Source organism: Serratia sp. D1N4 (assembly GCF_054552755.1).
Map to the genome: position 1 here is coordinate 1127071 of NZ_CM137274.1, position 15644 is coordinate 1142714.

10 protein-coding genes are annotated in these 15644 nt (G+C 52.4%); all 10 read left to right on the forward strand.

Annotated features, from left to right (window positions below; genetic code table 11):
• The first annotated feature begins 21 nt into the window (after positions 1 to 21).
• The 10 genes from ACX1CU_RS04790 (at position 22) to ACX1CU_RS04835 (ending at position 14878) form a co-directional block, all read left to right on the forward strand.
• Complete coding sequence (locus ACX1CU_RS04790) at positions 22 to 2169, forward strand: peptidase domain-containing ABC transporter (RefSeq protein ID WP_459401473.1); 2148 nt, start codon at positions 22 to 24, stop codon at positions 2167 to 2169.
• On the forward strand, positions 2169 to 3353 hold the full coding sequence (locus tag ACX1CU_RS04795; protein ID WP_459401474.1) for an efflux RND transporter periplasmic adaptor subunit: 1185 nt from the start codon (positions 2169 to 2171) through the stop codon (positions 3351 to 3353). Before ACX1CU_RS04790 ends, ACX1CU_RS04795 begins: the two co-directional genes overlap by 1 nt.
• The gene (locus ACX1CU_RS04800) at positions 3346 to 5301 is read left to right on the forward strand and encodes an ABC transporter permease (protein WP_459401475.1); all 1956 of its coding nucleotides are present in this window, start codon (positions 3346 to 3348) and stop codon (positions 5299 to 5301) included. The genes ACX1CU_RS04795 and ACX1CU_RS04800 overlap by 8 nt, the downstream gene beginning before the upstream one ends.
• Positions 5301 to 6704, forward strand: coding sequence for an efflux transporter outer membrane subunit (locus ACX1CU_RS04805; RefSeq protein WP_459401476.1), 1404 nt, complete (start codon positions 5301 to 5303; stop codon positions 6702 to 6704). Before ACX1CU_RS04800 ends, ACX1CU_RS04805 begins: the two co-directional genes overlap by 1 nt.
• The gene (locus tag ACX1CU_RS04810; RefSeq protein ID WP_459401477.1) at positions 6697 to 7947 is read left to right on the forward strand and encodes a beta-ketoacyl-[acyl-carrier-protein] synthase family protein; all 1251 of its coding nucleotides are present in this window, start codon (positions 6697 to 6699) and stop codon (positions 7945 to 7947) included. Before ACX1CU_RS04805 ends, ACX1CU_RS04810 begins: the two co-directional genes overlap by 8 nt.
• A gap of 2 nt (positions 7948 to 7949) precedes the next feature.
• A complete protein-coding gene (locus tag ACX1CU_RS04815) occupies positions 7950 to 8753 on the forward strand; it encodes a hotdog family protein (protein WP_459401478.1) in 804 nt (267 codons plus the stop codon).
• A 14-nt stretch (positions 8754 to 8767) separates the two neighbouring features.
• Positions 8768 to 9016, forward strand: coding sequence for an acyl carrier protein (locus ACX1CU_RS04820; protein ID WP_459401479.1), 249 nt, complete (start codon positions 8768 to 8770; stop codon positions 9014 to 9016).
• Between the two features lie 5 nt (positions 9017 to 9021).
• Positions 9022 to 9756: an SDR family oxidoreductase gene (locus tag ACX1CU_RS04825; RefSeq protein WP_459401480.1), complete on the forward strand. Its 735-nt coding sequence runs from the start codon at positions 9022 to 9024 to the stop codon at positions 9754 to 9756.
• Positions 9757 to 10442: 686 nt separating this feature from the next.
• A complete protein-coding gene (locus ACX1CU_RS04830) occupies positions 10443 to 13088 on the forward strand; it encodes a two-partner secretion domain-containing protein (RefSeq protein WP_459401481.1) in 2646 nt (881 codons plus the stop codon).
• Between the two features lie 104 nt (positions 13089 to 13192).
• A complete protein-coding gene (locus ACX1CU_RS04835) occupies positions 13193 to 14878 on the forward strand; it encodes a ShlB/FhaC/HecB family hemolysin secretion/activation protein (RefSeq protein WP_459401482.1) in 1686 nt (561 codons plus the stop codon).
• The last annotated feature ends 766 nt before the right edge of the window (positions 14879 to 15644 follow it).

The window sequence follows — 15644 nt, forward strand, 5'->3', positions numbered from 1 at the left end:
GGAAATTTAAGAAGTCAGATCATGGAAAAGATAATCCCGACGCTGGTCTTTCAAGGCGAAACGAATGAATGTGGGTTGGCCTGTATCTCCATGATGGCCGAGACGCAGGGGATCAGTGCACCGCTAGAAAGCTTGCGCGAACGCTATCCTGCTTCACAGCATGGCACTTCGTTGGCCACGCTGTGTACCATTATGTCGGAATTGGCGATGCCTGCTTACCCGGTGGCATTTGAGCATGATGAACTGGCCGAGTTACCGCTGCCAGCGATTCTGCATTACGGTGCCAGCCACTATGTCTTGCTTGCCTATCGTAAGGGGAATTACGTCTGCGTCATGAACCCGGCGATTGGTCAGCAACTGCTGCCAATAGAGTCTTTAAAGCGGGAAATCAGCGGCTATGCGCTGGTGTTGGACACTGAGACGCAGGCCGATCCACAGGCGCTGGCCAACGTGAAGCGCAGCAAGCGTTCTCGCGCCATGGAGTGCATGAGCCTGAAAGAAACCGCAGGCATTCGCGGTATTTACCGGCTGATGGTGCTGGCGTTTCTGATTTCATTAACCCTGTTTATCATGCCGACGATGGTCAGCAGTGCCATCAATAAAGTGTTCTCCTCGGCGGGTGAAACCGATTTCCCGTATTTCTACTTCCTGCTGGCGTTTGTGGTGTCGACCACGCTGGCGTTTGCCGTGCGCTGGATCACCGAGCGGTTTATCAAACGTTTTGTGGTGGTGAACAGCGTGGCCGGTTTCTCGCGGCTACTCAGCAACTCACTGAACTTTTTCGATAAGCGTGCACCGGGTGAAGTGTTCAGCCGTTTTGCCAACTGGCAAATGGCTTCCGGGATCAAAATCGAGTTGGATAATGGCCTGCGGACGGACTGGATCATCGGGGCTATTGCCCTGTCGGTGATGTGTTACATGAGCCCGCTGTTGGCGATGGTGTCGGGCATTGGCGTCACGCTGATGGGCTTGGTCAGCGTCTGGGCGATCTATCGCGATCGTTTTTATACCCAGCAGATGCAGGTCAAAACCGCCGAGCAGAGCGACTTTATTCTGGAGAGTATCCAAGGTTTCTCCACCATTAAATCTGCCGGTCTGGACAGCCAGCGCAAGAGCCTGTTTGCCAAGTATGCCCTGTCATTATTTACCTGCCGTCAGCAGCAGAAAGTGTATGAACAGGTGAAAAGCAGTATGTATCAGATGATTGGCAGCCTGGAAATGGTGTGCTTTATGTTCCTGGCGCTGCCACTGCTGAAAAACGGCACTATTACGCTGGGTGAGTTTTTTGCCTACAGCTTTGTGCGTGAGATTTTTACCTCGTACATCACCAAAATTTTCTATGCCATTCTGCAGAAAAACCAGCTTCACGTGATCGACACGCGCGCGCGCGATCTATTTCCTGCGTTGCCTGAGCGTGATGAATCAGATGATACCGTTCCTGCTCCGATCCCGACGTTCACTTCACAACTGCGTTATCACAATATTGCTTTTGCCTATGATGCCCAACAGCCGGTGCTGAGGGATCTCTCGTTGTCGCTGAGACCCGGCCAAAGTATTGCCATTGTGGGTGAGTCAGGTGCGGGCAAAAGCACCTTGCTGAAAGTGATGACTGGCCTGATGCCTCCGCAGCAAGGGGAGGTGATTGTGGATGGCAAGCCGATCGATTACCGTCAGGTTCATGCCCTGTTCTTCCTGCAAAGTCAGGAAGATATTCTGTTTAATGCCTCGGTACTGCAGAACATCACGTTGTTTGATGACCAGTTTGACGAACATAAACATCGGCGCATTGAACACTCACTCAAGGGGCTGAACCTGACGCCGGTGGTGGAAAAGCTGCCGGGTGGCCTGAATGCGCTGATCCGCGAAAGTCATGCCGGGTTGTCATTAGGCCAGCGCCAGCGCCTGCTGTTGGCTCGTGCGATGTATAGCGATCGTCCGGTTCTGGTGCTGGATGAGCCGACTGCCAATCTGGATGAAGAGACCGCACACCAGGTGATGGACACCCTGTTGGCGCACTGTCGCGAATACCATAAAACCTTGATCACCGTGACGCATAGCGAGAGTGTACTGCCAATGTTTGACCGTGTTTACCGTATGTCCAGCGGACACATAGAGAGTGTTGTTACAGAGTTTGAACCTCAACCGATTCTGACGACGGCGGTATGCTGATGAAAACTATCGTGCCGAGCCCGGGTAAACGAAAAGTACGTGTGATGAAACTGATTGGCTTGCTGGTGTTGGCGGTACTGATCGGCGTAGCGATCTGGTCCTTCACCGTACCTAAGCAGGTTCAGTCGCTAAACACCGCAGTGGTGACACAGGGCGATATTGAGAAAACCGTGCTGGCGACCGGCATCCTGAAACCCTCATTGCAGGTGAGCGTCGGTGCACAGGTTAACGGGCAGTTGACCAAGCTGTATGTGAAACAGGGCGATCGCGTTACCCGCGGGCAGTTGTTGGCGGAGATCGATCCTACGCTACAACAGAATGAATTACGTAAATCAGAAGCCGCACTGCAAAGCGCTCAGGCACAGAAACAGGTCACTCAAGCGACGCTGCGCCAATATCAGCAAGAGCTGAAGCGCCAGCTAAAGCTGGATCGTGACCGATCCGGCGTTAAAAGCGATCTGGAAAAAGCACAAGCGTTGTTCCAGACGCAGGTAGCGCAGTTAAAGGTCAACGAGGCGCAGATTGTGCAGGCTGAGATGGCGCTGGAAACCGCCAAGGCTAACCTGGGGTTTACCCGGATTGTGGCGCCGATCGACGGTGAAGTGCTGGGGATTGTCACCAAAGAAGGGCAAACCATTGTTTCGTCTCAGACCGTGCCAACCATCCTGGTGCTGGCCAACGTGGATACCATGACGGTTCACACCCGCATTTCTGAAACCGATATCCTGAAAGTGCGCGTGGGGCAACCGCTATGGTTTTACGTGGTTGCCGATCCCAAACAGCGTTATGACAGCGTGATGGGCTCGATTCAGGAAGCGCCGAATGATGCCCTACAAGAAAGTAACTTATCGGCCTCGACGAATCAGCAGCCTTCAGCGGTTTACTACAACGGTATTTTTGCGATTGCCAACCCTGAACGCGTGTTGCGTACTTCCATGACCGCGCAGGTGTTTATTATCACCGAACAGGCGAAAAATACCTTGCGCGTGCCGATTGCCGCATTGGGCGCGCAGCAAGAGAAAGGTCGTTACCAGGTACAGGTGATTGAGGGTGACCAACCGGTGTCACGCTGGATCCGCGTAGGAACTAACGACGGCCAGTTCGCTGAAGTGAAAGAAGGTCTGAAAGAGGGTGAACGCGTAGTGTTACCACAGCAGTCTGGCGGGGGCGTGGGCCATGGATGATCAGCGTTCGCCACTCATTGAGTTGCGTGGTATCTCACGCCATTTTATCTCCGGGCTACAGACGGTGGCGGTGCTGAAGAATATTTCGCTGACCATTCAGCGTGGCGAAATGGTGGCGATTATTGGTGCTTCCGGTTCGGGGAAATCCACGCTGATGAACATCATTGGCTGCCTGGACAAACCGACAGAAGGCGAGATGCGCATCAAGGGCATCTCAACGCAATTGGCCAGCAGTGAACAGCTGGCGCAATTAAGAAGCCAGTACATCGGATTTATTTTTCAGCGCTATCACCTGATGCCTTATCTGAGTGCCGCAGAGAACGTCGCTATTCCGGCACTGTACACGGCAATGCCATCAGCGGAACGGCAAACGCGCGCCGAATACCTGCTTACCCGGCTCGGGTTGCAGCAGCGTATGGAGTACAAACCAGCGCAGCTTTCGGGTGGGCAACAACAGAGAGTCAGTATTGCTCGTGCGCTGATGAACGGTGCTGAAATCATTCTAGCCGATGAACCTACCGGCGCGCTCGACAAGGCCAGTGGGCAGGAGCTGATGGGGATCCTGCATTCGCTGCACCAGTCCGGTCATACCATTATTATTGTCACCCACGATCGCGACGTTGCCAGCCAGGCACAGCGCATAATTGAAATCAGCGACGGTGAGATTATCGCCGACCGGCGTAATGAAACCCTGCCGCCGCTGGAAAACAAACCGGCGATACCGGTGGCGGTAGCTACCGGTCGCGCGCAGTTATGGCAGAGCGTCAAAGAGGCGGTCAAGATGGCCTGGCGTGCGCTGCTTGGGCATCGGGTGCGGGCTTTCCTGTCGATGCTGGGCATCATTATCGGCATCTCTTCCGTGGTATCGTCCATGGCCGTCGGCGAAGGTGCCCGGCAAAGTATTCTCGATCAAATCAGCCAGCTTGGCACCAGCACGTTGGAGATCCGCCCAGGCTTGGGCTGGGATAAACCTCGTCCTGATTTTGCCCGTTCTCTGAAGCTTTCGGACGTTGAGCTGTTGGCGCGCCAACCGTACGTCGATAGCGTTTCCCCGGTGATCCGCAACTCCGTTACGGCCATCCGCGGCGGGAAAGAGACCTTTGTATCGCTCTCTGGCGTCAGTGACGCCTATTTCCGCGTGCGTGGTCTGCGTTTCCTGTCCGGTAACAGCTTTACCCAGAGCGATCTGGAGGGGCGAGAGCCGGTGGTGATCATCGATCCCGATCTGCGCTCAACGCTGTTTGAAAGCGGTGAAGAGCCAGAAGGGCAAATTATCCAGCTTGCGGGTGCACCCTATCGGGTTGGCGGCGTCGCTGAACCCAAAGGGGGAAAATTCAGCGGTATGATGTTGGGGGCCTGGATGCCCTATACCTCGTTATTGGAACGTATGTCTGGCAGTATGCCGCTTGAATCGATCACCTTGCGTTTGCGTGACGGTTTCTCACTGAGTGAAGCGCAAAAAGACGTGGAGCGGCTGCTGGAGCAGGCCCATGGTCAGCGCGATTTCTTTACCCAAACCAACGATCAGATGACGGAAACCATGCGCAAAGCGTCGGATTCGATGTCGCTGCTGATTACCGCCATTGCGGGCATTTCGCTGCTGGTGGGTGGCGTTGGCGTGATGAATATCATGCTGGTGTCGGTCACCGAGCGGACTCATGAGATCGGTATCCGCCTTTCCGTGGGCGCACGCCCGGCTGACATTATGCGTCAGTTCCTGATTGAAGCGGTGGTGATCTGCTCGCTCGGCGGCATGATTGGCATCATTGGTTCCGGGATCGCCGGGGTGATTTTTGCCCAGGTCACGCAGCAATTCACCATGATCTTCACCTGGCCACCGATCGTGCTCGCCTGCGGTTTTTCGGCGCTGATTGGCTTAGGGTTCGGCTTTTTCCCTGCGCGCAACGCGGCGCGTCTTCACCCTACGGAGGCGCTGGCGCGCGAGTAATGATGAATAAAATTTCTCTAGCCATAACGATCTCACTGTTACTGACCGGCTGCGGCTCCCTGGTGAAAAGTGATTATCAACAACCGATGCTGTCGGTGCCGAAACAGTGGCGGGTGCAAGACACTGGCTCTGGTTTTCTGCAACAGACCGATCACTGGTGGGATAATTTCAACGATCCGCAACTCTCGACGCTGATTGGCCGGGTGCTGACCAGCAACAACGATCTGGCGATTGCTGGCTTGCAACTGCGGCAGGCGCGGTTGGCCGCCGGGTTGACCAATACCAATCTGACGCCGGATGTTACGGTGAATGGCAGTGCCAGCAACACCAAGAATCTGCGGGAAAACCGCGAGCCGGTGGAGTCTTACGGGGCTTCGGTTGGTCTGAGCTATGAGCTGGATCTGTGGGGGAAACTGGCGCGGGCGCGTGAACAGGCTGAATGGCAAGTTAAAGCATCGGAGCAGGATCGGCAAAATACGGCGTTAACGCTGATTGGCACCACCGCCCAGCTCTACTGGCAGATTGCCAACCTGAATCAGCAGATTGTGCATCAGCAAGCGGGTCTGGAGATCGGCAGGCAAACGCTGGAGATCGTCCAGTCGCGCTATAGGGCTGGTGGGGCCGGGCAGATCGACCTGTTTCAGGCGCAGCAATCGCTGCTTGAGCGTGAAAACCAATATCAGAACCTGCAACAGCAGCGTGAGGCGGCACGTAACGCCATGGCGATCCTGTTCAACCGTTCACCGACCGATCGCCAGCCTGAACGGGCTTCGTCGGATATGACGCAAAATGTCGCTATTGCTCAGACTTTACCGCTGGAAGTGATCGCTCGCCGCCCGGATGTGCAGGGAGCAGAGGCTCGCTTGCGCGCTACGCTGGCCGGTTCCGATGTTGAACGCCTGAGTTTCTACCCTACGCTGTCGTTGAGTGCCACGCTGGGAGCGGGCAGCGCCATCTTCCAGCAGTGGTTCAGTAATCCGTACCGCACGCTGGGAGCTAACGCCGCGCTGCCCTTTATCCAGTGGAATAAAGTGCAATTGACCATCGAAAAGTCGGAGTTGGACGTTCAGCAGGCGGCGATTACGTTTCGTAGCAAGGTTTACAGTGCGCTGTCCGATGTGGATAACGCCATGACGCAGCGCCTGAGTTATCAGCAGCAGCGCACTAATCAGCAACAGAATATGCAGCTTGCCGAACAGCGCTGGGCGTTGGCAAAGAGCCAATATGAGGCGGGGGCCGTCTCCTTCCAGACGTTACTGGATGCCGAAGACTCCCTGTTGACCAGCAAAATCAATCTGTCACAACTGCAATACAACTATCTCAATTCCACCATGACGCTGTGGCTGGCATTGGGCGGCGGTGTGGAAAAAGACAATGATAGGAAAGGAATAAATCATGAATAAAGATGCTTTGCCACGTCGTGTGGTAGTTACCGGGTATGGCGCGGTCACCCCAATGGGAATGAGTGCGGAGCAAAGCTGGGCGTCAATGATGGATTACCAGCTAGGTTACCGTCGTTACGATAAATCCCATGCGGGCATCCAGTCATGCTTTATGGGGCTGATTGACGATGAGCCCAACCTGAAAGGGATCCCTGCGGCGATCCGCCGCCGCTTGCCACGCTTTGCCCGCCTGGTGCTGGGTGCAGCGCGTGAAGCGATGGAGATGGCGTTTGATAGCGCGACTCCGGCAGATTATTACGACTTGCTGGATTGCGGCACCATTATCGGCAGCGGTTGGGCTGGCCAGGATGAAACGCACAGCAACTATGAAGATTATCTGCACACCGGATTGGGCTCGCCGTTTGGCTGTTTCCTGACCATGCCTAATGCTGCCACGGCGGCCTGTAGCCTCTATTGGGGCCTGCGTGGTTACCAGAACACCCCGATCGCCGCCTGTGCCACCGGTACGATCGCCATTGGTGATGCGTTTGAAGTGATCCGCAGCGGGCGGGCTTCCATGATGCTGGCCGGTGCGGGTGAGTCGTTGCGCACCGATGCCGCCGTTTGGAACATCGATATTCTGCGCGCGCTGGCGCGTGAACAGGAAGACATCAAAAAAGCCTGCTGCCCATTCAGCCTCGATCGCAACGGTTTCGTGCTGTCCGAAGGCGCTGCCGTATTGTGTCTGGAAGAGCGTGAAGCCGCATTGGCGCGGGGCGCGACCATTCTGGGTGAGATCAAAGGCTACGGCAACTACTCCGATGCTTTCGATTTCACCGCGCCTGCTGAAGACAAGATTGCCAGAGTGAAAACTATTCAGTCTGCGCTGAAGCAGGCTGGCTTGGCCGCTTCCGAGATTGATTACATTAATGCGCACGGCACTTCAACGCCGCTCAACGATCTGAATGAAACCGAGGCGATCAAACTGGCGCTGGGTGGTGCAGCCTATACCACGCCAGTTTCCAGCACCAAGTCTTACTCTGGTCACCTGATTGCGGCGGCCGGTAGTTTTGAATCGATCATTTGCTTGCAGGCATTGAAGCATCAACTGATGCCAGCTACCTGCCACCTGAATAATCCCGATCCGGAATGTGACCTGGATTACATCAGCGAAGGGCACCGCCCGGCCAAATTACAGAACACGCTGAATCTGAGCTTTGGTTTTGGCGGCGCCAATGCGGCATTGGTGATCGGGCAGGCATGAGCATGAACCTCAACTATACGGTGCGTGATGCAGAAGAGTGGGCGGCCTTTTCCGGGGATTACAACCCGATCCATTTTGACCTGCAGTACGTGCGCAACATGGGGGCTGAGCAGTTAAGCGTCCACGGTATGCGCGCCATGTTGGATATGAAACGCCATCTGAGCGCAGCGCTGCTGGCTGCGACACCAGAGGACGCGTTTTATACCTTCAGCACGCGCCTGCGCCACCCGGTGCTTTGCCATACCCCGTATCAGCTACAGATTACTGAAAGCGGTAAGCAAATCACCGGCAAGCTGCTCGACAGCGTCACGCAAGAGTGCTGCTTTAGCAGCAAATTAGCGGCGGCTCAGCCGTTGGTGCAGGCGAACTGCGGGCAACAGCATCGGCTCCCTCTTGCTGACGTGATGGCGCTGAGCCAGCAGTTTCCCGGGGATGCATCAGATGTCACTCAGATCTGGGGGTTCTTTGACGCATTACTGTTCCAATTAGTGGTGAAGTCACCGGAAACCCTGGCGATGGTGACTGACACCTTGCCGGAGCTGACGGCGGCGACGCTGATTGAGGTGTTTGCCCAGATCCCGGTGGTGCAGACGCATCATGAAACTCACTTCAGCGCAAAATTATTGCGCCCTGATGCGCATTTTCACCTGGTGGATCGTCTGGATTATGCCATCCAACCGATGCTCATCATGGGCAACAGAGACAGCGGTTTTGTATTACGTACGGAGATCCAGGCCAGAGTGCAGCAGCAGCCGCTGATAACGACCGCAGTAACATTGAAAACATGGCCGTTGGCCGGTAATTAAATAAGGATATAAAAATGGAAAAGTACGAACAGGTTTACAGCACCGTTTGCGAAATGATTTGTGATGCGAAAGATCTGGAGATGTCCGATCTGTCACCCGAGATGCCGCTGCACCACTTGAAATTGGACAGTCTGGACTATGTCGAATTGATGGTTTTGGCTAAGCGCGAGTTTGGCGCGACCTTGAGCGCCGAAATGTTTATCGATAAACCGGAAATGACGCTGGGTGAGCTGTGCCACATGTTGGCAGAACAGCCGAAATAATTGCTATGACTAAACAATGGGTATTAGTGACCGGCGGTAGCCGGGGCATTGGCCGTGCGCTGGTGGAAGAGCTGGCTAAACAGTGGAATGTGGTATTTACCTGCCGCAACAGCCAAGCGCAGAGTGCTGAGGTGATTGCCGCCTGCGCCGGTTTACCCGGCTGGGTAGAAAGTTGCGTCTGCGATGGTAGCGACGAAGAGGCGGTGAACCGGGTTGCCCCAGAGTTGCTGGCGCGTCTCGGTGCACCTTTTGCGGTGATCCATAATGCCGGTATCACGCTTGACAGCTTGCATATTCAGCAAAACGGCGACAACTGGCGGCAGGTGATGGATACCAATCTGAACGCCATCTTCTATTGGAACCGGCACTTGCTGCCGGCCATGTTGGCGCAGGGGGAGGGGGCATTGGTATTGATGTCTTCTGTTTCCGGGATCAAGGGCAACATTGGGCAAACGGCCTATGCTGCCACTAAAGCGGCGATGATCGGCATGGGGCGTTCACTTGCGCTGGAAGTCGCACGCTTTGGCATCCGGGTGAACTGCCTGCTGCCGGGGATTATTGAAAGTGATATGACGGACGCTATCCCCGCCGAGGCACTGAAAGCGCTGCGCAAGCAAATCCCACTGCGCCGCTTGGGGAAAGCCAATGAAGTGGCTCGTGCCGCGGCATTTATGATTGGCGATGACAGCCGCTATATGACCGGGCAAACCCTGATACTTGATGGCGGTTTGACCGTCTGAACCCGTGTCTTGCCTATTACTGTGTTGGGGTATCTCACGTACCCCACCTTTCTTTTAAAGCCCGATCTTCCCTTCTGTTACACTTCGCGTATTTCAAACGGCCTGCAGATACGACTATGCCGAACAATGAAAATTGATAAATATAATAGCTTTTCATTGAGTTTATTGCTTGTATAAAACAAGAATAATCCTGTGTGTGGTGTGTTTTTTATAATAAATAATCGCAAAGGATTAATTATTATAGTTATTAGTGGATTTGCTTTTCTATCGTTAGTGCGGAGATTTGCTGGGATAGTTCTTGCTTGTATTCCTCTGCATTTTTTAACTCTACCTGGTGTGTTTTTTACTTTAGAGCACAGGGTGGTGGATGTAGGTTTAAATCAATATCAGCATGATATGCTTTAATTCCCTCTGATCTGGTCGATAAAGTGTAATTTCTAATGTAATTATTTCATTGGTGCCAGTGATGCCTCGATATACAAATATTATTATTCCTTGATGGAAATAAATATACGGCAAAAAACATGGACATAACAAAAGGGTTCTACTAGATTGTCTTCGCCTGCTGTTTATTTTCCTGCGAAAGATCGGTTCCTGTGGCAGGTATTCAATATGATTGTTCTTATCCAGAGTTTAAATTAGCTTTATCTATATTATTTCTATTTCCTCGGATGGAGATGTTATTCATGAGTAAAATAATTAGCTCGATAGGTAATACCTCATTAAACCGCCTCACGCTTGCCATTCTGGGCAGTCTGGCGTTCAGTTCCAGCTATGCGGCCGATCTACCCGCCGGTGGCGCGGTGAAATATGGTAGCGGCACCATCAGCCAGCCTGCCAACCAACAAATGCAGATCAATCAGAGCAGCGATAAGCTGGCGATTGAGTGGCAGAGCTTTAATATTGCCGAAGGCAACAAGGTTAATTTCCAGCAACCGACCAGCAACTCGATTGCATTAAACCGGGTGGTGGGAACGGAAGGCTCCAAGGTGATGGGGCAGTTAAATGCCAATGGCCGCGTATTCCTGGTTAACCCAAACGGCGTGCTGTTTGGCAGCAACGCCCAGGTTAACGTTGGCGGGTTAGTGGCCTCTACCCAAGACTTAACCACCACCAACTTCTCTCTCGGTAAATACAACTTCAGCGGCGGCAACAGCCCGGCCAGCGTGGTCAATCAAGGCACCATTACTGCTAAAGACGGCGGTGCGGTGGTGTTATTGGGCGGCCAGGTCAGCAACCAGGGGAATATTCAGGCTAATCTCGGCAGCGTGAAGCTGGCGGCCGGTAAAGCCACTACTCTGGATTTTGGCGGTGATGGGTTGGTGAACATTCAGGTGACGGGCGCGGCAGCCAATGCGTTGGCGGAAAACAGCGGCTTTATTCAGGCCGATGGCGGCCAGGTAGTGATGAGTGCCGCCTATGCCAACAGCAACGTGTTGCAGACCGTGGTGAATAACACCGGCACCATTCAGGCGCAAACCCTGAGCAATAAATCGGGCAAGATCGTCCTGAGCGGCGGGCAACAGGGCTTGGTCAACGTGGATGGCATTCTGGATGCCAGCACTGACCAAGGTAATGGCGGTAATATCGAAACCAGCGGCCAGTCAGTCAACGTCAGCGCCAGTGCCAGCGTTGATACCCGTGGTTTTGGCGGCCAGACCGGCACTTGGACCGTGGCCGCCGACAAGCTGAACGTGAATGACAGCACCAGCAGCAATAAAGTTTCGGCACGTGCTGTCACCAACAGCCTGCGCACCAGCAATGTGGAACTGATCAGTAACAGCAGCGATCTCACGCTGGCCAACGATATCAGCTGGAGCACGGCCAACCAGCTGTTGTTGGCGGCGCAGGATAACATCGTGCTTAATGCCAACCTGAAAGCCACCGGCAAAAATGCGGGCGTAGCCTTTATTGAAGGCGGCGACTATGTGCTGGCTAAAGGGAAAAGTGTCACCCTTTCCGGCCAGGGTGCCAGCTTTAGCAATAACGGTCAAAGCTATACCGTGATCCAGAATGTGGCCCAGCTACAGGCGATGGAAAACGATCTGGCGGGCTACTATGTGCTGGGCAATACCATCGATGCCAGTTCAACGGCGCAGGGGGCAGGGTTTAGGCCGATTGGTAATGATGTTTATTTAGGGGATAATGATTTTAGTGGCATATTTTCCGGCATGGGGAACAGCATTAACCAACTCAATATAAAAGCGGGTCGGACGCTCGGCGATTCTGACCGTCTGTATGTGGGCTTATTTGGTGCATTGATGGGAGAAGTGCGTAATTTGGGTTTGATTGATACCAAGGTGAATATAGAAAATACTTCTGAGTCAGCAATGATTTTGACGGGTGCTTTGGCCGGCTTTGCTGGTGGTTTGACTACACTAGCCCGTATTCACGATGTTTATGCGGAAAATATCAATGTAAATGTTTCGCTCCCTCTTAGTAACAATGGTTGGACTGGTGGCTTATTTGGTGAAACTTATACTGTGGACATCAACAATGTATATGTTACTGGAGTAGTAACGAGCAGTATTGGCAGAGTTGGCGGTCTGGTCGGTCTGGCTTCTGGAGCAATGCCACAAGGCGCTGATTACCTCAGCACTCCCTATATGGCTGATTACATCAACAATACTTATACTGCGGTCAATGTGTATGGTAACGGCGACTATGTAGGGGGGTTAATCGGTGCTACCGGTGATAGACATGTAAATATACGTAACTCTTACGCTACAGGAAACGTTGTCGGTACTGGAAGTGGGACGGGCGGTTTGATCGGTGAACTTTATAGTTTTTGGAGCCCCATAATCAGTAATGTTTATGCTACAGGTGATGTGGCGGGCAATGACGGTGTCGGTGGGTTGATCGGCTACTCTGCGTGGATAGCGCTTACTAATGCTCATGCATCAGGTAATGTGCAGGGTAGTAAAAACGTGGGTGGGTTAGTTGGCTATGCCAATTATTCTGAACTCATTGATGTGTATGCCACAGGTCATGTAACGGGGGGGGTTGATAGTATTAGTATTGGTGGGCTAACTGGCATTCTTCAGTATTCAACTCTCAAAGATGCTTATGCCACCGGTAATGTTACGGGGGGGAGCAGCGTTGGTGGTTTGACTGGAACAAGTTTTGTTAGCACCATTACCAACTCTAAAGCTTATGGGGCTGTAACAGGAAATAGAGATATAGGGGCGTTGGTTGGGGCCGTCGATTTCCTCAGGTATAGCAGTTCCATCGGACTTCCTAGTCCCGGTGAAAAAAGCGTTATCACCAACTCCTACGGCTACGGCACCGTAAATGGTAAAGCCTGTACTGGTCAGTTGTACTGCGGCCTATAACACCCAAATTCAGCCTGGCGCAAGCCAGGCTTTTTATTGCCTATAACTGGTCATTCACCACCACCTGATTTGACAACACAATGATAAACAATAAAAAGAATTCCGTGCTCAATTCCCTGCCACGCAATACCTGGCTTTTGCTCCCCCTAGTAGTGGGATTCGGCAGTGTACAGGCAGCAACGCCAACTATTCCAGATGCTGGGCAAAGCCTGCGTGAGATCGATACCCGTCGGCCAACTCTGGCACCTTCAACTGCTCCAGACCTGGGTTTACCCACTCCGCCCACACCGGCAGCGGCTCAGCCCGCCAACGCTGAACAGCCGACGGTCAAGGTGAACACCTTTACTTTGAGCGGCAATACCCTGTTTTCCAACGCGGTTCTACTTGTGCAATTGCAGGCATACATCGGGCGCGAACTCACGTTGCCACAACTTTATGAAGCGGCGCAGCGTATCACCACCTATTACCAGCAGCGCGGCTATGTGCTCAATCGCGCCTATCTGCCGGAGCAGGAGATTGAAAATGGCATAGTCAAGATCGCCATACTGGAAGCGCATTACGGCGAGATCAAAACCGAGAACAGCTCGCGCCTTTCCGATGCTACTTTGAATCGCCTGATCGGCAGGATTGTTCCCGATGCAGCGATTAACGCCAGTAAACTGCAACAGACTCTGCTATTGCTGAATGATACCCCCGGCGTGCAGGCCCGCTCGACCCTGCTGACCAGCAAAAAAGCCGGAGCCGCCGATCTGCTGGTGGAAGCCAAGCCTGCCCCTTTGTTTAGCGGCAGTCTCGATCTGGATAACTATGGCGGCAAATATACCGGCAAAAACCGTTTGAATGCCGATGTTTCAGTCAACAGCCCGTTAGGATTAGGAGATCGCCTGCGCCTGCGCGGTTTGGCCAGTGATGCACGGCAGTATTATTACTTTCTGTCGTACGATGTTCCGGTGAACCGCTGGTTTACCCGCGTGGGCGCTTCCTACTCCAATATGGATTACTCTTTGGGCAAAGATTTTGCCGATCTGGACGCACACGGTAATGCCCGCACCACCAGTGCTTATATTTCTCAACCCTTGTACAGAAGCCGAACTCTGACCGTCAGTAGCCAGTTGCAGTTTGACGATAAACGGTTGCGGGATGACATCGACTTATTCGATAGCAGAAGCCACAAAAACAGCCAGTTGTGGACCGCCGGCCTCAGCGCCAACGGTCAGGATGCTTTCGGGGGGGGTGGGCTGAACTTTGTTTCTGCCAGCGTCAGCAGCGGTAATCTGGAAATTACCGATCCAATTACCGCACAAAATGACAGCAAAACCGCGCATACCGCGGGTAGTTTCAGCAAATTCAATCTGACAGCCTTACGGCTGCAAGCGCTCAGTGAACGTTGGAGTTTCTACACTCAATTCAGCGGTCAACTAGCGTCGAAAAACCTGGATTCCTCAGAACAGTTTTCGCTGGGGGGCGTCAATGGCGTACGGGCTTATTCATCAGGTAGTGCCAGTGGCGATCAGGGTTGGATGACCAATCTGGAATTGCGTTACGCGATAACCCCAGCCTGGCAGTGGAAAACCTTCTTTGACTATGGTGGAGTGAAAACCAGTAAGTCGCCGTGGACAGCGGATAAAAATCACCAACAACGTGGTGCGTTAGGAACCGGTGCCACTTGGTTTGGTGACAAACGTCAGGTTTCATTGCAACTGGCGTGGCGAGTGAATCATCCTGATGACAGTGACAGCAAGCAGGATGGTCAACCACAGGTGTGGCTACAGGCTTCACAGGGGTTTTAGCGCTAAAGGCTCGCTTCAACGCTCGCATAGCGACCAAACGGGCGTTGAAGTATCTACGGTATTGTTCAATAAATAGAATTTATCCTTCATAACGGTATTAATCTGAAATAAACATCAACAATACTGATGCGAACCCTGACAGATAGAGTGTTTGCGTTAGCACTTTGACTCATTTCTTTTGCATTTTTTCTAATATAACAACTCCTCCGTACTGATTTTTGGGGGTATCAGCTTCATTTGCGCAACAGACTCGAGTTTCTGTGCTTTAAGCAGCCAGAAACAAGTAGGCTTTGATGTTTTTCATTCAATATCAGTTCAATAGAATGGCTGCTTAGCTTTTGCCCACGATGGCGTGGATTGATTTTCAATCGGTCAGGCAATAGGTAGCGATTTGCATGTTTCAGCACGGATTGGATTGGTTGTTTCTTTTTAATGACTGATAAGATCGCTTAACTTTGCTCGGTTCCCTTCAGGTGATCAACTAATTTGAGAAACAGTAGCGGTTCCCACTACACAGATAAAGGATAATTCTTTTGTTTTTATTGGCATTATCCTGTTTTTTTGCGTTGGTATCCTTGGCTTTTTTATAACGATTGAACTTAGTCTTTGGTGGTTTAATAGACAGTAGTAGCAGTAATTTACATCGATTACTTATTCACATAGTAAAATATTTTCGTTAATCCAGGTGGTATGGCTATTTATAAATAGTTATCTTTTTTAATTTTTTATCCGCTATGTATAAATATTAGTTAACTTGCTAATGCTT